Source organism: Streptomyces sp. SAJ15, assembly GCF_007595705.1.
In the GTDB taxonomy this organism is placed as follows: Bacteria; Actinomycetota; Actinomycetes; order Streptomycetales; family Streptomycetaceae; genus Streptomyces.
Genome location: NZ_NISY01000004.1, coordinates 200,330 through 221,228, shown reverse-complemented (window position 1 = coordinate 221,228; position 20,899 = coordinate 200,330). Strand labels below are relative to the sequence as shown.

The 20,899-nt window shown below is 75.5% G+C and carries 2 protein-coding genes; both read right to left on the bottom strand.

The annotated features are described in order from the left end of the window. Positions 1-27: 27 nt before the first annotated feature. Positions 28-15,498 carry a type I polyketide synthase gene (locus tag CD790_RS13855; RefSeq protein ID WP_399217582.1) on the bottom strand — a complete coding sequence of 5,157 codons (15,471 nt, stop codon included), beginning with the start codon at positions 15,496-15,498 and terminating at the stop codon, positions 28-30. A 263-nt stretch (positions 15,499-15,761) separates the two neighbouring features. Next, a complete protein-coding gene (locus CD790_RS13850) occupies positions 15,762-20,726 on the bottom strand; it encodes a type I polyketide synthase (RefSeq protein WP_144383514.1) in 4,965 nt (1,654 codons plus the stop codon). Positions 20,727-20,899 lie beyond the last annotated feature (173 nt).

Sequence of the window (20,899 nt, the reverse complement as noted above, 5' to 3'; positions counted from 1 at the left end):
GAATTCCGAAAGCTCACGTGGAGCCGGTCAGTTGAAGCCGAGCTCGTCGTCGAGCAGATCGAAGATCTCGTCAGCGGTCGCGGACGCGATCTCGCGGTCCTCGGCCGCGCCGTCGGTTGCACCTTGCGTTTCATTCCACTTCGACAGGAGGTCGCGCAGACGGGCGGCGATTCCGGGGCGTTCGACGTCGTCGGGGCCGACCCCGGAGAGGATCGCCTCCAGCTTGTCGAGTTCCGCGTGTACGGACGGGAGCGCCGAGTCGGCGCCGTCCACCACGAGTTCCTCGCGCAGGTATCCGGCGAGCGCGGTGGGCGTCGGGTAGTCGAAGATCAGCGTCACCGGCAGCCGCAGCCCGGCGGCCGCGCCCAGTCGGTTGCGCAGATCCACGGCGGTGAGCGAGTCGAAGCCCAGGTCGAGGAAGCCCCGCCCGGCGTCGACGTCGTCCGGCCCGGCGTAGCCGAGGACGGCCGCCACCTGCGTCCGCACCAGGTCCAGCAGTTCCCGGTCGCGTTCGGCCTCCGACAGCCCGGCCAGCCGCTCGGTGAGCGAGCCGGTGGCGGCGGGGGCGCCGCCGGCGGCGGGCGTCTCCGCGGCCCGCCGCGCGGGGGTGCGGACCAGGCCGCGCAGCAGCGTGGGCAGCATCCCGGCGGCGGCCTGGGCGCGCAGCGCCCCGGTGTCGAGCCGGATCGGGACCAGCACCGGCTCCGCCAGCGTGCCGGCCAGGTCGAACAGGGCCAGGCCCTCGTCCTGCGGCAGCGCCGCGTAGCCGCCGCGCTGCATCCGGGTCACGTCGGACTCGTCCAGGCTGCCCGCCATGCCGCCGGCCGCCGCCCACAGGCCCCAGGCCAGCGAGGTGGCGGGCAGGCCGCGGGCGGCGCGGTGCCGCGCCAGGGCGTCCAGGAAGGTGTTGGCCGCGGCGTAGTTGCCCTGTCCGGCGCTGCCGAACACGCCGGCGGCGGAGGAGAAGAGCACGAACGCGGACAGCTCCAGGCCCTCGGTGAGCTCGTGCAGGTTCCACGCGGCGTCCACCTTGGGTCGCAGCACCGCGTCGAGCCGCTCGCCGGTGAGCGAGCCGATCACGCCGTCGTCCAGCACGCCCGCGGTGTGCACCACCGCGGTCAGCGGGTGCTCGGCCGGGATCGCGCCGAGGAGCCGCTCCAGCGCCTCCCGGTCGGCGGCGTCGCAGGCCGCCCAGGTGACCTCGGCGCCCAGCGCCGCCAGCTCGGTGGCGAGTTCGGCCGCGCCGGGCGCCCGCTCGCCGCGTCGGCTGGCCAGCAGCAGGTGGCGTACCCCGCGCTCGGCCACCAGGTGGCGGGCGAACAGCGCGCCGAGGGTGCCGCTGGCGCCGGTCAGCAGGACGGTGCCGGCCGGGTCGAACTCCGGCGCGACGCCGGTGTCCTGGGCCGGGACGCGGGCCAGCCGGAAGGCGTGCGCCGTGCCGGAGCGCAGCGCGAGCTGCGGCTCGTCGGCGTCGAGCGCCGCGGGCAGGGCCCGCCGCGAGGCGTCGGTGGCGTCGGTGTCGAGCAGGACGAAGCGGCCGGGGTGCTCCGACTGGGCCGTGCGGACCAGGCCCCACACGGTGGCGTGGGCCGGGTCGGCGAGCTCCTCGCCGGCGCCGGCGGCGACGGCGCCGCGGGTGACGAACACCAGTCGCGCGTCCTCGAACCGGGGCTCCGTCACCCACGCGCGCACCAGCTCCAGGGCGGCGCGGGCGGCGGCGCGGGCGGTCTCGGGCAGCCGCGGCCCGGTGCCGGCCGCGTCCAGCGGGACGAAGACGACGTCCGGGACGGCCCCGTCGGCGGCGGCCAGCGCGGTCAGGTCGGCGTAGCCGTCCAGGGTCCGGCCGGCGAGCGCGAACGGCTCGTCGCCCAGCGCCGCCCAGCGCTGGCCGAGCGGCACCTCTCCGGTCTGCTCCGCGGGCAGCGGCAGCGCCGTCCACTCGGGCCGGAACAGCGACTCGTGGTGCGCGGTGCGCGCGGCGTTCAGCTGCTCGGCGGAGACCGGGCGCAGCACCAGCTGGTCGATGGAGGCGACCGCCGTGCCGGTGGCGTCGGCGAGGTGGAGCGCCACGCCGCCGTCGGCCGGCCGCAGCCGGACCCGCAGCCCGGCGGCGCCGGCGGCGTGCAGCCGCGCCCCGGTCCAGGCGAACGGCAGCCGCGCGCCCTCGCCGGAGCCGTCCAGGCCCAGCGCGTGCAGCGCCGCATCCAGCAGCGCCGGGTGCAGCCCGAACCCGCCGGCCTGGGTCTCGAAGCCCTGGGGCAGCCGGACCTCGGCGAACAGCTCGTCGCCGGAGCGCCAGGCGGCCGTCAGGCCCTGGAACACCGGGCCGTAGCCGAGCCCGGCGGCGGCCGCGCCCGGGTAGAAGTCGGCGGTGTCGAGGGCGGTCGCGCCGGCGGGCGGCCAGACGTCCGGGAAGGGCTCGACGGGGGCCGCCGCGCCGGGGGCCAGGAAGCCGGTGGCGTGCCGGGTCCACGGCTCGTCGGCCTCGGCCTCCTCGCGGCGGGAGTGCAGGCTCACGCCCCGCCGCCCGGCCTCGTCGGCGGCCGCCAGCTCCAGGCGCAGCTGTACGGCGCCCTGTTCGGGCAGGACCAGCGGCGCCTGGAGGGTCAGCTCCTCGACGGTGTCGCAGCCGGCCTCCTCGCCGGCGCGCAGCGCCAGCTCGACGAAGGCCGTGCCCGGCAGCAGCACGGTGTCCATGACGGCGTGGTCGGCCAGCCACGGGTGGCTGCGCAGCGACAGCCGGCCGGTGAAGACGAAGCCGCCGGTGTCGGGGAGTTCGACCGCCGCGCCCAGCAGCGGGTGGTCCGTCGTCTCCAGGCCGGCGGACGCCACGTCCTCGGCGGAGATGCCCACGTCCAGCCAGTAGCGCTGGCGCTGGAACGGGTAGGTGGGCAGGGCGGTGCGGGTCGCGCCGGTGCCGGCGTAGAAGGCCGCCCAGTCCGGGGCGACGCCCCGGACGTGCGCCAGGGCCAGGGCGGTGGCGAGCGTCCGCGCCTCGGGACGGCCGGTGCGCAACGCGGGCGCGAAGGCCGTGTCGGCGGCGTCCGCGGCGTCGGTCAGGCACTCCTCGGCCATCGCCGAGAGCACCCCGTCCGGGCCGAGTTCGAGGAAGGTGGTGACGCCGGCGGCGTGCAGGGCGCGCACCCCGTCGAGGAAGCGCACGGCCTCCCGGACATGGCGGACCCAGAACTCCGGCAGCCGGATCTCGTCGGCCGTGACCACGGCGCCGGTCAGGTTGGAGACGATCGGGATCTTCGGGGCGTGGAAGGTGAGGCCCTCCGCGAGCTTCCGGAAGTCCGCGAGCATCGGCTCCATGAGCGGCGAGTGGAAGGCGTGGCTGACGGTGAGCCGCTTGGTCTTACGACCCCGCGCCTCGAAGTCGCTCGCGATCGCGAGGGCCCCGTCCTCGTCACCCGCGACCACCACCGACCGCGGGCCGTTGAGGGCCGCGATGCCGACCCGCTCGGTGAGCAGCGGAAGGACCTCGTCCTCCGTCGCCTGGAGCGCGATCATCGCGCCGCCGGCGGGGAGTTCCTGCATCAGCCGGCCGCGGGCGGCCACCAGCTTCGCCGCGTCCTCCAGCGAGAGGACACCCGCCACATGGGCGGCGGCCAGCTCGCCGATGGAGTGGCCGGACAGGTAGTCCGGCCGCAGGCCCCAGGCGGTGACCAGGCGGTAGAGGGCCACCTCAAGGGCGAACAGGGCGGGCTGGGTGTAGCCGGTGCGGTCGAGCAGCTCGGCGTCCGTGCCGAACAGCACGTCCTTCAGCGGCCGGTCCAGGTGCCGGTCGAGCTCCGCGCAGACGGCGTCCAGCGCCTCCGCGAAGACGGGGAAGGTGTCGTACAGCTCGCGGCCCATGCCGAGTCGCTGGCTGCCCTGTCCGGTGAACAGGAACGCCACCTTGCCCTCGGTCGCCACGCCGCGCAGCACCTGTGCCGGGTCGGCCTCGCCGCGCGCCAGGGCGTCCAGGGCACGCAGCGCCTCGTCGCGGTCGGCGGCGACCAGCGCGGCCCGGTGCTCCAGCGCCGCGCGGGTGGTGGCCAGCGAGTAGCCGAGGTCGGCCAGGCCGGGCAGGTCGTCGCCCGCGATCTCCGGCCGCTCGCCGATGTGGGCGCGCAGCCGCTGGGCCTGGGCCCGCAGCCCGTCCTCACCCCGCGCCGAGAGCAGCACGGGCACGAAGGGCAGCCCGGTGCCGGCCGCGGGGGCCTGCGGCTCGGCCGCGCCCTCGGCCGGGTCGGCCTCGGGGGCCTGCTCGATGATGGCGTGCGCGTTGGTGCCGCTGATGCCGAAGGAGGAGACGCCGGCCCGGCGCGGGCGCTCGGCGCGCGGCCACTCCCTGGCCTCGGTCAACAGCTCGACGGCGCCCGCCGTCCAGTCCACGTGCGGCGAGGGCTCGTCGACGTGCAGCGTCTGGGGCAGCACTCCGTGCCGCATGGCGAGCACCATCTTGATGACGCCGGCGACGCCGGAGGCGGCCTGGGTGTGGCCGAGGTTGGACTTGACCGAGCCGAGCCACAGCGGGCGCTCCGCCGAGTGGTCCTGGCCGTAGGTGGCCAGCAGCGCCTGCGCCTCGATCGGGTCGCCCAGCGTGGTGCCGGTGCCGTGCGCCTCGACCACGTCGACCTGGTCGCCGGTGAGCCGCGCGTTGGCCAGGGCCTGGCGGATGACGCGCTGCTGCGACGGGCCGTTGGGGGCCGTCAGACCGTTGCTCGCGCCGTCCTGGTTGACGGCCGAGCCGCGGACGATCGCCAGCACCTCGTGGCCGTGTCGACGGGCGTCGGAGAGCCGCTCCAGGAGCAGCATGCCCGCGCCCTCGCCCCAGCCGGTGCCGTCCGCGGCGCCCGCGAAGGACTTGCAGCGGCCGTCGGCGGCGAGCCCGCGCTGCCGGCTGAACTCGATGAAGGTGCCGGGGGTGAACATCACGGTGACGCCGCCGGCGAGAGCCAGCGAGCACTCGCCGTTGCGCAGCGCCTGCGCCGCGAGGTGCAGCGCCACCAGCGACGAGGAGCAGGCCGTGTCGACGGTGACGGCCGGGCCCTCCAGGCCGAAGGTGTACGCGACGCGGCCGGAGACGACGCTGCTGGAGCTGCCGGTGCCGAGGTAGCCCTCGACCTCCTCCGGCGCGGCGTGCAGCCGCGAGCCGTAGTCGTGGTACATCACGCCGGCGAAGACGCCGGTCTGGCTGCCGCGCACCGACAGCGGGTCGATGCCGGCCCGCTCGAACGCCTCCCAGGAAGTCTCCAGCAGCAGCCGCTGCTGCGGGTCCATGGCCAGCGCCTCGCGCGGCGAGATGCCGAAGAACGCCGGGTCGAACTCGGCGGCGTCGTGCAGGAAGCCGCCCTCACGGGCGTAGGAGGTGCCCTGCGTCTCCGGGTTCGGGTCGTAGAGGGCGTCCAGGTCCCAGCCGCGGTTGTCGGGGAAGAGCGAGATGCCGTCGTGGCCGGCGGCGATCATCTGCCACAGGTCCTCGGGGGTGCGCACCCCGCCGGGGTAGCGGCAGCTCATGGCGACGATGGCGATCGGCTCGTCGTCGCCGACGGCCGCCACGACCGGTGCCGGGGCGAGCGCCGCGGTGCCGGTGAGCTCGGTCCGCAGATGGCGGGCGAGGACGGTCGGGTCCGGGTAGTCGAAGATCAACGTCGCCGGGAGCCGCAGCCCCGTCACCGCGTTGAGCTGGTTGCGGAGTTCGACCGCGGTCAGCGAGTCGAAACCCAGCTCCTTGAACGCCCGACCGGAGCCGATGGTCTCCGCCCCGGCGTAGCCGAGCACGGTCGCCACCTGGCCGCGGACCAGGTCCAGGAGCGTCCGCTCCTGCTCGCTCTCGCTGAGCCCGGCGAGCCGCCCGGCCAGCCCGGCCTCGCCGCCGGCGACGCCCGCGGCCTGTGCCGCGCGCCGCACCGGGACCCGGACCAGACCGCGCAGCAGCGGCGAGATGGCGCCCGAGGCGGCCACGGCGCGCAGCGCCGCCACGTCGACCCGCATCGGCACCAGCGCCGGCTCGGGCAGCCGCAGGGCGGTGTCCAGCAGGGCCAGCCCCTCGGCCACCGGCAGCGGCGGCAGACCGGCGCGCCGCATCCGGCTGATGTCGGCCTCGTCCAGGGTGCCGCCCATGCCGCCGCCGGCCCACAGGCCCCAGGCGAGGGCGGTGGCGGGCAGACCGTCCGCCCGGCGGTGCGCGGCCAGCGCGTCCAGGAAGGCGTTGGCGGCGGCGTAGTTGCCCTGGCCCGGTCCGCCGAAGACGCCGGAGGAGGACGAGAAGAGGACGAACGCCGCCAGGTCCAGCTCGCGGGTCAGCTCGTGCAGGTTCCAGGCCGCGTCCACCTTCGGGCGCATGACGCGGTCGACGCGCTCGGGGGTCAGCGAACTGATCACACCGTCGTCGAGCACACCGGCGGTGTGCACCACGGCGGTCAGCGGGTGCGCGGCCGGGATGTCCGCCAGGACGGCGGCCAGCGCCTCCCGGTCGGCCACGTCGCACGCCGCCCAGGTGACGGAGGCCCCGGACGCGGCCAGCTCGGCCGCCAGGTCCTCGGCACCGGGCGCGGCGCCGCCGCGGCGGCTGACCAGCAGCAGGTGCCGCACCCCGTGGGAGGCCACCAGGTGCCGGGCCACCAGCCCGCCCAGCGAGCCGCTGGCGCCGGTGACCAGCACCGTGCCGTCGGCGGCCGGACGGAACTCCCGCTCGGCGTCGGCGTCCACGGCCACCCGCGTCAGCCGCGGCGTGGACACGACGCCCGCGCGGAGCGCGAGCTGCGACTCGCCCGAGGCGAGGGCGCCGGGGAGCGCCCGGCGGGACTCGTCCCGCTTGTCGAGGTCGACCAGCAGCAGCCGGTCCGGGTTCTCCGACTGGGCCGAGCGCAGCAGGCCCCAGACGGCGGCCCGGGCCACGTCGGTCACCGGCTCGCCCGGGACCGCGGCCACCGCGCCGGAGGTCAGCACGACCAGCCGGGAGTCGGCGAACCGGTCGTCCGCCAGCCACTCCCGCACCAGGCCGAGGGCCTCGGCGGCGGCGTGGTGCGCGGCGGCGGCCGCGTCCCCGTCACCGGTCGCGCGGGGGGTGGCGAAGACGAACTCGGGCGCCTGGGCGCCCGCGTCGACCGCGGCGGCCAGGTCGGCGTACGCGGCGTACGTCGGAACGTCCGCGCCGAGGAGCTCGGCGGAGCCCAGCACGGCCCAGCGGCCCGCCGGGGCCGCCTCGGCGGCGCCGGTGAGCTCCGTCCACTCCATGTGGAAGAGCGACTCGTGGTAGGCGGTGCGGGCGGTCCGCAGCTGCTCGGCCGAGACCGGGCGCAGCCCGAGCGACTCGACGGCGGCGACCGGCGCGCCGGTCACGTCGGCGAGCTCCAGCCGAACGCCCTCGGCGCCCACGGGCGCCAGGTGGACGCGGAGCGCGGAGGCCCCGCTCGCGTACAGGGACACCCCGCTCCAGGCGAACGGCAGTCGGCCCGTGCCGTCGCTGACGCCGAGACCGCCGATGCCGATGGCGTGCAGCGCGGAGTCCAGCAGCGCCGGGTGCAGCCCGAAGCGGCCGGCCTCCTCCTGGGTCTCCTCGGGCAGCCGCACCTCGGCGAAGATCTCGCCGTCGCGCCGCCAGGCCCTGCGCAGACCCTGGAAGTCGGGGCCGTAGGCGAAGCCGATGTCGAGCAGCCCCGCGTAGCGGTCGCCCAGCTCCACCTCGACGGCGTCCGCCGGCGGCCAGGCGCTCAGCTCGAACGCCGGCCCGGGGACCCCGTCGGCGGTCGCGAGCACACCGCTGGCGTGCCGGGTCCACGGCTCCTCGGCCGGAAGGTCCTCAAGGCGGGAGTGCAGCGACAGCGGGCGGCGGCCGAACTCGTCGGCGGCGCCGACCGACAGCCGCAGCTGGACGCCACCCTGCGCGGGCAGCACCAGCGGCGCCTCCAGCGTCAGCTCCTCCAGGTGCGGGCAGCCCACCTGGTCGCCGGCGCGGATCGCCAGCTCCACGAAGGCCGTGCCCGGCAGCAGGACCGTGTCCATGATGGTGTGGCCGGCCAGCCACGGGTGCGTCGACAGCGCGAGGCGGCCGGTGAACAGCACCCCGTCCGCGTCCGGCAGTTCGGCGCTCGCCCCCAGCAGCGGGTGCTCGGCCTCGCCGAGTCCCACGGCCGCGACGTCGCCGAGGTACAGCGAGGACACCTTCGGCCAGTAACGCTGGCGCTGGAAGGCGTAGGTCGGCAGCTCGACGCGCGCGGCGCCGGTGCCGGCGAAGAACGCCGCCCAGTCCACGGCCACGCCACGGACGTGCGCCCCCGCCACGGCCGCGACCAGCGCCTCGGCCTCGGGACGGCCGGCGCGCAGCGCGGCGGCGAAGAACGCGTCCGCGCCCTCGACGCACTCCTGCCCCATGGCGGAGAGGACCCCGTCGGGGCCGAGCTCGATGAAGGTGGTGACGTTCTGCGCCTCCAGGGCGCGGACACCGTCGAGGAAGCGGACCGCCTCGCGGACGTGGCGGACCCAGAAGTCCGGGCTGGTGATCTCCTCGGCGGAGACCAGGTCGCCGGTGAGGTTGGAGACGATCGGGATGCGCGGGGCCTCGTAGGAGAGGGTCTCCGCGACCGCGCGGAAGTCCTCCAACATCGCGTCCATACGCGGCGAGTGGAAGGCGTGCGAGACGGTGAGCCGCTTGGTCTTACGACCCTGCTGCTCGAAGCTCGCGGCGATGGCGAGCGCCGCGTCCTCCTCGCCCGCGATCACCACGGACTGCGGACCGTTGAGCGCGGCGATGCTCACGCCGTCGGTGGGCAGCGGAAGGACCTCGTCCTCCGACGCCTGCACCGCGATCATCGCGCCACCCGTCGGCAGCGCCTGCATCAGACGACCACGAGCCGCCACCAGGGTGCAGGCATCGGCCAGCGAGAGCACACCCGCCACATGCGCGGCGGCCAGCTCGCCGATCGAGTGACCGGAGAGGAAGTCCGCCTTCACGCCCCAGGCTTCGACGAGGCGGAAGAGCGCGACCTCGATCGCGAAGAGGGCGGGCTGGGTGTAGCCGGTCTGGTCCAGCACCTTCTTGTCGTCGCCGAACACCACGTCCTTCAGCGGCCGCTCCAGGTGCCCGTCCAGATGCGCGCAGGCCGCGTCCAGCGCGTCCGCGAACACCGGGTACGCGCCGTACAGCTCACGGCCCATGCCCAGCCGCTGGCTGCCCTGACCCGTGAACAGGAACGCCGTCTTGCCGCCGGTGGCCGTGCCCTCGACCAGGCCGGGCGCGGACTGGCCGCCGGCCAGGGCGTCCAGGCCCGCCAGCAGGGCGTCGCGGTCGGCGACGACCAGGGCGGCCCGCTCCTCGAAGGCGGCGCGCCGGGTGGCCAGCGAGAAGCCGACGTCCGTGAGCGAGGCGCCCGGCTCCTCGGTGAGGTGCGCGCGCAGCCGCTCGGCCTGGGCGCGCAGGCCCTCGTCGGTGCGGGCGGACAGGACCACCGGCAGCGCGGCCGGGTCCGTGCCGCGGGCCGGAGCGGCCTCCTCGGCCGGGGCCTGCTCGATGATCGTGTGCGCGTTGGTGCCGCTGATGCCGAAGGAGGAGACGGCGGCCCGGCGCGGGCGGCCGGTCTCGGGCCATGCGGTGGACTCGGTCAGCAGCGCGATCTCGCCGGCCGACCAGTCGACGTGCGGGGTCGGCTCGTCGACGTGCAGCGTCCGCGGCAGCATGCCGTGCTGGATGGCGAGGACCATCTTCATGACGCCGGCGACGCCGGCGGCGGCCTGCGTGTGGCCGAAGTTGGACTTGATGGAGCCCAGGTACAGCGGCTGTTCGGGGGTGTGGTCCTGGCCGTAGGTGGCCAGCAGCGCCTGTGCCTCGATGGGGTCGCCGAGCTTGGTGCCGGTGCCGTGCGCCTCGACCGCGTCCACGTCCGCGGTCGTCAGCCCGGCGCCCGCGAGGGCCTGCCGGATGACGCGCTGCTGCGACGGGCCGTTCGGGGCGGTCAGACCGTTGCTGGCGCCGTCCTGGTTGACGGCGGAGCCGCGCACGATCGCGAGGACCGGGTGACCGTTCTTCCGCGCGTCGGACAGCCGCTCCACGAGCAGCATGCCGACGCCCTCACCCCAGCCGGTGCCGTCGGCACCGGCCGCGAACGCCTTGATCCGGCCGTCGGCCGCCAGCCCGCGCTGTCGGCTGAAGTCGATGAAGTTGCCCGGGGTGGACATCACGGTGATGCCACCGGCGAGGGCGAGCGAGCACTCGCCGTCGCGCAGCGCCTGGATCGCCCAGTGCAGGGCGACGAGCGAGGAGGAGCAGGCGGTGTCGACGGTGACCGCCGGGCCCTCCAGGCCCAGGGCGTAGGAGACCCGGCCGGAGAGCACGCTGGCCGCGTTTCCGGTGCCCATGAAGCCCTCGGAGCCGCCGGGGGCGGCGAGGATGACGGGCAGGTAGTCCTGGCCGTTGGTGCCGGCGAACACGCCGACCTGCTGGCCGCGCAGCGTCGCCGGGTCGATCCCGGCCCGCTCGAACGCCTCCCAGGACGTCTCCAGCAGCAGTCGCTGCTGCGGGTCCATGGCGAGCGCCTCACGCGGCGAGATCCCGAAGAACGCCGGGTCGAAGTCGGCGGCGTCGTGCAGGAAGCCGCCCTCGCGCACGTAGGTGGTGTTCTCGGCGCCGGACTCCGGGTCGTAGAGCGCGTCGACGTCCCAGCCGCGGTCGGCGGGGAAGCCGGTGACCGCGTCCTGGCCCGATATGAGCAGCTTCCACAGCTCTTCGGGGGTGGTGACGCCGCCGGGGAAGCGGCAGCTCATGCCGACGATCGCGATCGGGTCGTCGGCCACGGCCGCCACGGGGGCGGTGGGGCCGGCGGCGACCGGACGCGAGCCGACGAGCTCCTCCCGGAGGAACTCCGCCAGGATGATCGGGGTCGGGTAGTCGAAGATGATCGTGGCGGGCAGCCGCAGCCCGGTGAGCGAGCCCAGCAGGTTGCGGATCTCGACCGCGGTCAGCGAGTCGAAGCCGAGGTCGCGGAAGGCACGGGTGGGCTCGACGGTCTCGGGGCCGGCGTGGCCGAGGACGACCGCCACCTGGGTGCGGACGAAGTCCAGGGCGAGCGCCTCGCGCTCCTCCTCGGTCGCGGCGGCGGCCAGCCGCCGCGCGAGGGAGGACGCCTCGTCGGCGCCGTCGCCGTCGGCCGTCCGCGCCGCCTCCAGGGCCTGCCGCGCCTCGGGGAGGTCGGCGACCAGCGGGTTGGGGCGGATGGCGGTGAGACCCGGGCCGAAGCGGTCCCAGTCGATGTCCACGACCAGGGAGAAGGTCTCGTCCAGGTCGAGCGCGGTGCGCAGCGCGACGGTGGCCGGCTCGGGGGCGAGCGCGGGCAGCCCGGAGAGCCGGAGCCGCTCGGCGACCAGCTCGTCGGTGGCCATGCCGCCCTCGGCCCAGGCGCCCCAGGCCAGCGAGACGGCGTGCAGGCCCTCGGCGCGGCGCTGCTCGGCCAGCGCGTCCAGGTAGGCGTTGGCGGCGGTGTAGTTGGCCTGGCCGGCGGCGCCGAAGGTGGCGGCCATGGACGAGAACAGCACGAAGGCGCTCAGGTCCAGGTCGCGGGTGAGCTCGTGCAGGTGGTGCGCGGCGGTGGCCTTGGGGCGCAGCACGGCGGCCATACGGGCCGGGGTCTGGGCGTCCAGCACGCCGTCGTCCAGCACGCCGGCGGCGTGCACGACGGTGGTCAGCGGGTACCGCTCGGGGATCGACGCCAGCAGCGCGGCCAGCGCGTCCCGGTCGGCGACGTCGCAGGCGGCGAGGGTGACCTCGGCGCCCAGCGCGGTGAGTTCGTCGCGCAGTTCGGCGGCTCCCGGCGCGTCGGCGCCGCGGCGGCTGGTGAGCACCAGGTGTTCGACGCCCTGGCCGACGAGCCAGCGGGCGATGTGTGCGCCGAGGGCGCCGGTGCCGCCGGTGACGAGCGCGGTGCCGCGGCCGGTCCAGCCCGCGCCGCTGGTCTCGGCGGTGGTCTCGGCGTGCGGGGCGCGGGCGAGGCGGCGGACGAAGACGCCCTGCGGGCGGATGGCGAGGTGGTCCTCGTCGCCGAGGCCGGAGAGCGCCTCGGCGAGCCGGCCGAGGGCCCGCTCGTCGGCGGCCTCGGGCAGGTCGATCAGGCCGCCCCAGCGCTCCGGGTGTTCGTGGCCGACGGTGCGGCCGAGGCCCCACAGCTGGGCCTGGACGGCGCTGGTGAGCCGGTCGGAGCGGCCGGTGGAGACGGCGCCGCGGGTGACCGCCCACAGCCGGGCGTCGAGGTCGGCGTCGCCCAGCGCCTGGACGAGGGCGACGGTGCCGGCGAGGCCGGCGGTCAGCTCGGGGTGGTCGGTGTGCGGCCGCTCGTCGAGGCCGAGGAGGGAGAGCACGCCGGCGGGCGCGGTGTCCTCGGGCAGGGCGGCGCGAAGCCGCTCGGCGAGGTCGGCGCGGTCGGCGGCGGTGGCGTCCACGGAGAGCTGGGCGACGCGCACGCCGCGCTCGGTGAGCATGCGGACGGTCTCGGCGGGCCACGGGGAGTCGGCCGCGCCGGCCGGCGTGACGACGAGCCAGGTGCCGTTCAGCAGCGAGGGCTGGGCGCCGGTCAGCGGCTTCCAGGTGGTGCGGTAGCGCCAGCCGTCGACGGTGGAGCGGTCGTGGTGGCGTCGGCGCCAGGCGGACAGCGCGGGGAGTACGGCGCTCAGCGGCTGGTCGCCGTCGATGCCGAGGGTGTCGGCGAGGGCCGCGAGGTCCTCGCTGTGCACGACCTCCCAGAAGCGGGCGTCGGTGGCGCTGAGCGCGCCGGTCTCGCCGGCCGGGTCGCCCATGTCGGCGAAGGGGTTGGACGGCCAGAAGCGCTGCCGCTGGAAGGCGTAGGTGGGCAGGTCGACGCGGGTGGCGCCGGTGCCGGCGTAGAAGGTGGCCCAGTCCACGGCCGCGCCACGGGTGTGGGCCTGCGCGAGGGCCTGGGCCAGGGTGCGGGCCTCGGGGCGGTCGTCGCGCAGGGCGGGGACGAACGCCACGGCGTGCGCCCTGGTGGTGGCCAGGCAGTCCTGGCCCATGGCGGACAGCACGCCGCCGGGGCCGAGTTCGACGAAGGTGGTGACGCCGCGCGCCTCCAGGGCGCGGACGCCGTCGAGGAAGCGGACGGCCTCGCGGACGTGCCGGACCCAGAAGTCCGGGCTGGTGATCTCCTCGGCGGAGACCAGGTCGCCGGTGAGGTTGGAGACGATGGGGATCGCCGGGGCGTGGTAGGTCAGCCGCTCGGCCACCTCGCGGAAGGCGTCCAGCATCCCGTCCATGTGCGGGGAGTGGAAGGCGTGGCTGACGGCGAGCCGCTTGGTCTTGCGGCCCTGCGCCTCGAAGGCGGTGGCGATGGCGAGGGCGGCGTCCTCGTCGCCCGCGATCACCACGGACTGCGGGCCGTTGAGCGCCGCGATGCTGACGCGCTCGTTCAGCAGCGGGAGCACCTCGTCCTCGGACGCCTGGACGGCGATCATCGCGCCGCCGGCCGGGAGCTGCTGCATGAGCTGGCTGCGGGCGGCGACCAGCGCGCTGGCGTGGGTCAGCGACAGCACCCCGGCGACGTGGGCGGCGGCGAGCTCGCCGATGGAGTGGCCGGCGAGGAAGTCCGGCTTGAGGCCCCAGGACTCGACGAGGCGGAACAGCGCCACCTCGACGGCGAAGAGCGCGGGCTGGGTGTAGCCGGTCTGGTCCAGCAGCTTCTTGTCGTCGCCGAAGAGCACGTCCTTCAGCGGCTGCCCCAGGAAGCGGTCGAGCTGGGCGCAGACGTCGTCCAGGGCCTTGGCGAAGACCGGGTGGGTCGCGTACAGCTCGCGGCCCATGCCGAGCCGCTGGCTGCCCTGGCCGGTGAAGAGGAAGGCGAGCTTGCCCTCGGCGGCCAGTCCCTCGGTGAGGGTGGGGTGGCTCTGCCCCTCGGCCAGCGCGGCCAGGCCCGCGAGGAGTTCGTCGCGGTCGGCCGCGACGACGGCGGCGCGTCGGTCGAGGGCGGGGCGGGTGAGGGCCTGCGAGTAGCCGAGGTCGGCCAGGTCGGCGGCGGACTGACCGGCGGCCAGGTGCGCGTGCAGCTGGGCGGCCTGGGCGCGGAGCGCGCCCTGGTCCTTGCCGGACAGCACGACGGGGGTGAGCGGCGGCCGGACGGGCGCGGGGGCCGCGTCGGCGCCGGCCGCGGGCTCCTCGGCGGCGGGGGCCGGGGCCTCCTCGATGATGGTGTGCGCGTTGGTGCCGGACATGCCGAACGAGGAGACGCCGGCGCGCCGCGGCTGGCCGGTCTCCGGCCACTCCCGGGCCTCGGTCAGCAGCTCGATGTCGCCGGAGGACCAGTCGACGTGCGGGGTCGGCTCGGTCAGATGCAGCGTCTTGGGCAGCACGCCGTGCTTCAGCGCCATGACCATCTTGATGACGCCGCCGACGCCGGCGCCCGCCTGGGCGTGGCCGATGTTGGACTTGACGGAGCCGAGCAGCAGCGGCCGGCCCTCGGGGCGGTCCTGGCCGTAGGTGGCGAGCAGCGCGTCGGCCTCGATCGGGTCGCCGAGCGCGGTGCCGGTGCCGTGCGCCTCGACGGCGTCGACCTGGTCCGGGGTCAGCCGGGCGTTGGCCAGCGCCTGGAGGATGACGCGCTGCTGGGAGGGGCCGTTGGGCGAGGTGAGGCCGTTGCTGGCGCCGTCCTGGTTGACGGCGGTGCCGCGGATGACGGCGAGCACCGGGTGGCCCTTGCGCCGCGCGTCGGAGAGCCGCTCGACCAGCAGCACGCCGACGCCCTCGCCGAGGCAGAAGCCGTCGGCCTCGGGGGCGAAGGGCTTGGAGCGGCCGTCCAGGGCGAGGCCGCGCATCTTGCTGTAGTCGACGAAGACGCCGGGGGCGCACATCAGGGTCGCGCCGCCGGCCAGCGCCATCGTGCACTCGTTGTTGCGCAGCGCCTGCACCGCCAGGTGCAGGGCCACCAGCGAGGAGGAGCAGGCGGTGTCGACGGTGGCGGCGGGGCCCTCGAGGCCGAAGGTGTACGACAGGCGGCCGGAGGCGACGCTCGCGGCGTTGCCGGTGCCGAAGTAGCCCTCGAAGTTCTCCGTGGAGCTGAGGATCGCCGCCAGGTAGTCGTGGTTGCTGGTGCCGACGAAGACGCCGATCTGCTGGCCGCGCACGGACGTCGGGTCGACGCCGGCCCGCTCGAACGCCTCCCAGGACGTCTCCAGCAGCATGCGCTGCTGCGGGTCCATGCTCAGCGCCTCGCGCGGCGAGATGCCGAAGACGGAGGGGTCGAAGTCGGCGATGGCGTCGACGAAGCCACCCTCGTGCACATAGCTGGTGCCGGGGTGGTCCGGGTCCGGGTGGTACATCGTCTCGACGTTCCACCCGCGGTCCACGGGGAAGTCGCTGACCGCGTCCACACCCTCGCTGACGACCCGCCACAGGTCCTCGGCGGAACGCACACCGCCGGGGTAGCGGCAGCCGATCCCCACGATGGCTATGGGGTCGTGGTTCTTGGCCTCCGCCTCACGCAGGCGAAGACGAGTCTGATGCAGATCCGCCGTCACGAGCTTGAGGTAGTCCCGCAGCGTCTCTTCATTCGCCATTTAACGCAACCCATTTACGGCAGACGGCATCGGAAAATAAGCAATTAGTCGACTTCTCGGCGAGAGGCTATGGCCGGACTAACCGGCCCTACAACCCCTAACTGCCCCCTATCACCCCCTGGACGACCGGGGGATGATAGGGGGCAGCGGAAATGCCGAGCCTTATACGAGAGTGCGGGAAATCCTGTCCGACTTCGAAAGGCACGTCAATAGCGAAATATTCATCAGGCCCTTCCGAGACCCTTGTTGATGAACGCGAAGAGCTCTTCGTCGCTGGCCGTCTGGAGCTCCTCGACCACCTCGGCGGCCTCGGGGGCCGGGGCGGCCGCGGTGGGGGCCGGCCCGGTGGCACCGGCGGCCGGGCCCTCGTTCCACTTCCCGAGCAGCGACTGGAGCCGCATGGTGATCCGGGCCCGGGTGACGTTGTCCGGGGTGCTGCCGGCGATCGCCGCCTCCAGCCGGTCGAGCTCCTCCAGCACCGACGCGCCGCCGGCCGCCTCGTCCGGCACCACCTCGGCGCGCAGATACGCGGCCACCGCGGCGGGCGTGGGGTGGTCGAAGATCAGGGCCGCCGGCAGCCTGAGCCCGCTGGCGGCGCCCAGCCGGTTGCGCAGTTCGACCGCGGTGAGCGAGTCGAAGCCCAGCTCCTTGAAGGCCCGGCCGGCCTCGATGGCCGAGGCGTCGGCGTGCCCGAGGACCGCCGCCACCGCGGAGCGGACCAGGTCCAGCAGCACCCGCTCCCGCTCGGTCTCCGGCAGCCCGGCGAGCTGCTGGGCCAGCGCCGGCCCGGCGGCCCCGGCCTCGGCGGCCTCGGCCCGCGCCTCCTCGACGACCTGACGCGCCTCCGGCAGCTCGTGCAGCAGCGGGCGCGGCCGGTCGGCGGTGAAGGCCAGGGTGAACCGCCGCCAGTCCATGTCGATGACGGTCAGCGCCGTCTCGTCCCGGTCCAGCGCGTGCCGCAGCGCGGCGACGGCCGGCTCGGGCGCCATCTCGTTGATGCCGTGGCGGCGCATCCGGTCGCCGACCGCGCCGTCGACGGTGGTGCCGTCGCCCCACGGGCCCCAGGAGAGCGTGGTGGCGGGCAGCCCCTCGGCGCGTCGCCGCTCGGCGAAGGCGTGCAGATAGGCGTTGCCCGGCGCCTGGTTGCCCTGTCCCGGCGCCCCGAAGACCGCGGAGAAGTGCGAGAAGAGCACGAAGGCGGAGAGCTCCAGGTCGCGGGTGAGCTCGTGCAGATGGCGGGTGGCGTCGACCTTGAGGCGCAGCACCCGGTCCATCTGGTCCGGCGTCAGCCCCTCGATCACCCCGTCCTCGATCACCGCGGCGGTGTGCACCACGGCGGTCAGCGGCCGCTCGGCGGGGACCTCCGCGAGCAGCGCGGCCAGCGCCTCCCGGTCGGCGACGTCGCAGGCGGCGAGGGTGACCTCGGCGCCCAGCGCGGTCAGCTCCTCGCGCAGCTCGGCCGCGCCCGGTGCGTCGGCACCGCGGCGGCTGGCGAGCACCAGGTGCTCGGCGCCGTTGCGGGCCAGCCAGCGGGCCACCTGCGCGCCCAGCGTGCCGGTGCCGCCGGTGACCAGGGTGGTGCCGGCCGGCCGCCAGTCCCGTACGGCCGGGGTGTCGGCCAGCCCGGCCCGCACCAGCCGCGGTCCGAAGACGCCGGTGGCGCGGATCGCCACCTGACCCTCGTCGCCGTCGCCGGCGAGCACCCCGGCCAGCCGGCCCAACGCCCGCTCGTCCAGGGACTCGGGCAGGGCGGGGAGGTCGATGAGTCCGCCCCAGCGCTCCAGGTGCTCCAGGGCGGCCACCCGGCCGAGGCCCCAGACCAGCGCCTGCTCCGGCGACTCCAGCCGGTCGGAGCGGTCGGTGGAGACGGCGCCGCTGGTGGCGCACCACAGCGGGGCGGCGAGCTGGGCGTCGCCCAGGGCCTGGATCAGCGCCAGCTGCGCGGCGGCGCCGGCGGGCAGGGCCGCGTGCCCGGGGTGGGGGCGCTCGTCCAGCGGCAGCAGCGACAGCACGCCCTGGCACGCCGCGTCGTCCCCGGCGAGCTCGGCACGCACCAGGGCCTCCAGGGCCTCGCGGTCGGTCGCCGTGGCGTCCACCGTGATCCGCCGTACGTCGGCGCCCCGCTCGCCCAGCGCGGCGGCGACGGCCGTCGCGCGCTCGTCCTCGGTGTCCGGGGCGACCAGCAGCCAGGTGCCGGAGAGCCGCGCGGCGGCGCCCTCGGGCAGCGCCTTCCAGGTCACGCGGTAGCGCCAACCGTCCACCGCGGACTGCTCGCGGGCCTGCCTGCGCCAGGTGGAGAGCGCCGGGAGGACGGCGCTGAGCGGCTGGTCGCCGTCGACCGCGAGCTCCTGGGCCAGCGCCTGCCAGTCCTCGCGCTCCACGGCCTCCCAGAAGCGGGTGTCCACCGGGTCGGCCTGCGCCGCCCCGGCCGCCCGCGCGGGCGCCGCCTCCGGCCAGAACCGCTCGGCCTGGAAGGCGTAGGTGGGGAGTTCGACGCGCCGGGCGCCGAGGCCGCCGTAGACGGCGTCCCAGTCGACCGTCACGCCGCGCGTCCACGCCTCGCCCAGCGAGGTGAGGAAGCGGTCGAGGCCGCCCTCGTCGCGGCGGAGCGAGCCCAGGGCCGCGGCCTCGCTGCCCGCGTCCTCGGCGGTCTCCTGCACGCCCATGGTCAGCACGGGGTGGGCGCTGGACTCGATGAAGGCGCCGAAGCCCTCGTCCAGCAGGCGGCGCACCGCGCTCTCCAGCTCGACGGTCTGACGGAGGTTGGTGTACCAGTACCCGGCGTCCAGCTCCGGGCCCTTGACCCACTCCCCCGTCACCGTCGACAGGAACGGCACCTCGGCCGCGCGCGGCGTCACCGGGGCGAGGAGCTTCAGCAGCTCGTCGCGGAGCAGCTCGACCTGGGCCGAGTGCGAGGCGTAGTCCACCGGGACCTTACGGGCCCGGACCTCGTCCGCCTCGCAGGACGCGATCAGCTCGTCGAGGGCCTCCGGCTCACCGGAGACGACCACCGACGACGGGCCGTTGACGGCCGCCACCGAGATACGGTCCTCGCCCCACACCGCGATCCGCTCGCGGACCTCGGCCACCGGCAGGGCGATCGACACCATGCCGCCCTTGCCCGCCAGCACCCGACCGATGGCCTGGCTGCGCAGCGCGACCACCCGCGCCGCGTCCTGGAGCGACAGGATCCCCGCCACACACGCGGCCGCGATCTCACCCTGCGAGTGACCCACCACCGCGTCGGCCCGCACCCCCAGCGAGCGCCACAGCTCCGCCAGGGAGACCATCACCGCGAACAACACCGGCTGGACCACGTCCACCCGCTCCAACGACGGCGCACCCTCGACACCCCGCAGGACGTCCACCAGCGACCAGTCGCAGAACTCCGCCAGCGCCGCGGCGCACTCCTCGATCCGGGCCGCGAACACCGGCGAGGCGTCCATCAGCCCGACCGCCATGCCGGCCCACTGCGAGCCCTGACCGGGGAAGACGAAGGCGACCTGGCCGCCGACGGCCGAGCCCTGCACCACGTTCGGCGCCATCGTGCCGGCGGCCAGCGCCTCCAGCCCGGTCAGCAGCGCGTCGCGGCCCTCGCCGACGATCGCCGCGCGGCGCTCCAGAGCGGAGCGGGTGACGGCGAGCGAGTAGCCCACGTCCACCGGGCGGGCGCCGGCGTCGGCCCCCAGCCGCTCCAGCAGCTTGGCGGCCTGCGCGCGCAGCGCCGCCTCGCCCTTGCCGGAGAGCACCCACGGCAGCACGCCCGGCTGCCGCGTCGGCTCCTCGGCGGCGGCCGGCTCCTCGGCCGGCGCCTGCTCCACGATGGCGTGCGCGTTGGTGCCGCTGAAGCCGAAGGCGGAGATGCCCGCGCGTCGCGGACGTCCGGTCTCCGGCCAGGGGGTGGCCTCCCGCGCGAGCGCCACCGAGCCGGCGGCCCAGTCGATGTGCGGGGAGGGCTCGGCGATGTGCAGCGACTCGGGCACCACGCCGTGGCGCATGGCGAGCACCATCTTCATGACGCCCGCGATGCCCGCGGCGCCCTGGGTGTGGCCGATGTTGGACTTCACCGAGCCCAGCAGCAGCGGCTGGTCGACGGGGCGGTCCTGGCCGTAGGTGGCCAGCAGGGCCTGCGCCTCGATCGGGTCGCCGAGGGCGGTGCCGGTGCCGTGCGCCTCGACGACGTCCACATCGGCGGCGGACAGCCGGGCGTTGGCCAGGGCGCGCCGGATGACGCGCTGCTGGGACGGGCCGTTGGGGGCGGTCAGCCCATTGCTGGCGCCGTCCTGGTTGATGGCGGTGCCGCGGACGACCGCGAGCACCTTGTGGCCGTGTCGACGGGCGTCGGAAAGCCGCTCCAGGAGCAGCACGCCCACGCCCTCGGCCGGCCCGAAGCCGTCGGCGTCGGCCGCGAACGCCTTGCAGCGACCGTCCTGGGAGAGCCCGCGCTGCCGGCTGAACTCGATGAACAGGCCGGGCGTGGACATCACGTGGACGCCGCCGGCCAGCGCCAGCGAGCACTCCCCCAGCCGCAGCGCCTGCACCGCGAGGTGCAGCGCCACCAGCGAGGCGGAGCAGGCGGTGTCGACGGTGACCGCCGGGCCCTCCAGGCCGAACGTGTAGGAGACCCGGCCGGAGAGCACGCTGGCGGAGTTGCCGGTGCCCAGGTGCCCGCCGAAGTCCTCTTCGGCGTCCAGCGCCACCGACAGGTAGTCGGAGGCGTTGATGCCGGCGAAGACGCCGGTCTGGCTGCCGCGGAGGGCGGCCGGGTCGATGCCGGCCCGCTCGAACGCCTCCCACGAGGTCTCCAGCAGCAGCCGCTGCTGCGGGTCCATCGCCATCGCCTCACGCGGGGAGATCCCGAAGAAGCCGGGGTCGAAGCGGGTGGCGTCCTCGAGGAACCCGCCCTCCCGGGTGTAGGTGGTGTCCGGGGTGTCCGGGTCCGCGTCGAACAGGTTCCGCAGGTCCCAGCCGCGGTCGGCGGGGAACTCCGTCGCCGCGTCGCCGCCTGCGGCCAGCAGCCGCCACAGCTCCTCGGGGGTGCGGATGCCGCCGGGGAACCGGCAGCTCATGGCCACGATGGCGATCGGTTCGCGGGCCTGGTCCTCGAAGCCCTGAAGTCGCCGGTACGCCTCGTCGAGTTCTGTGGTGACCTTCTTCAGATACTCGCGGAGCTTTGCTTCATTCGCCATGTGGCGTTTCCTCTTCGCGTGCGGTGAATCGTCGGGGTGGTCTGTGGGGTGGTGCTGCCGCGCTTCGGGCCGCCGAGTCTCCCCCGTGGGTGCGGGCCGGGCGTTTCCCCGGCCCGCACGGATTTCTCAGCCGGATTTCTCTCGGATCTCTCAGCCGGATCTCTCAGCCGAAT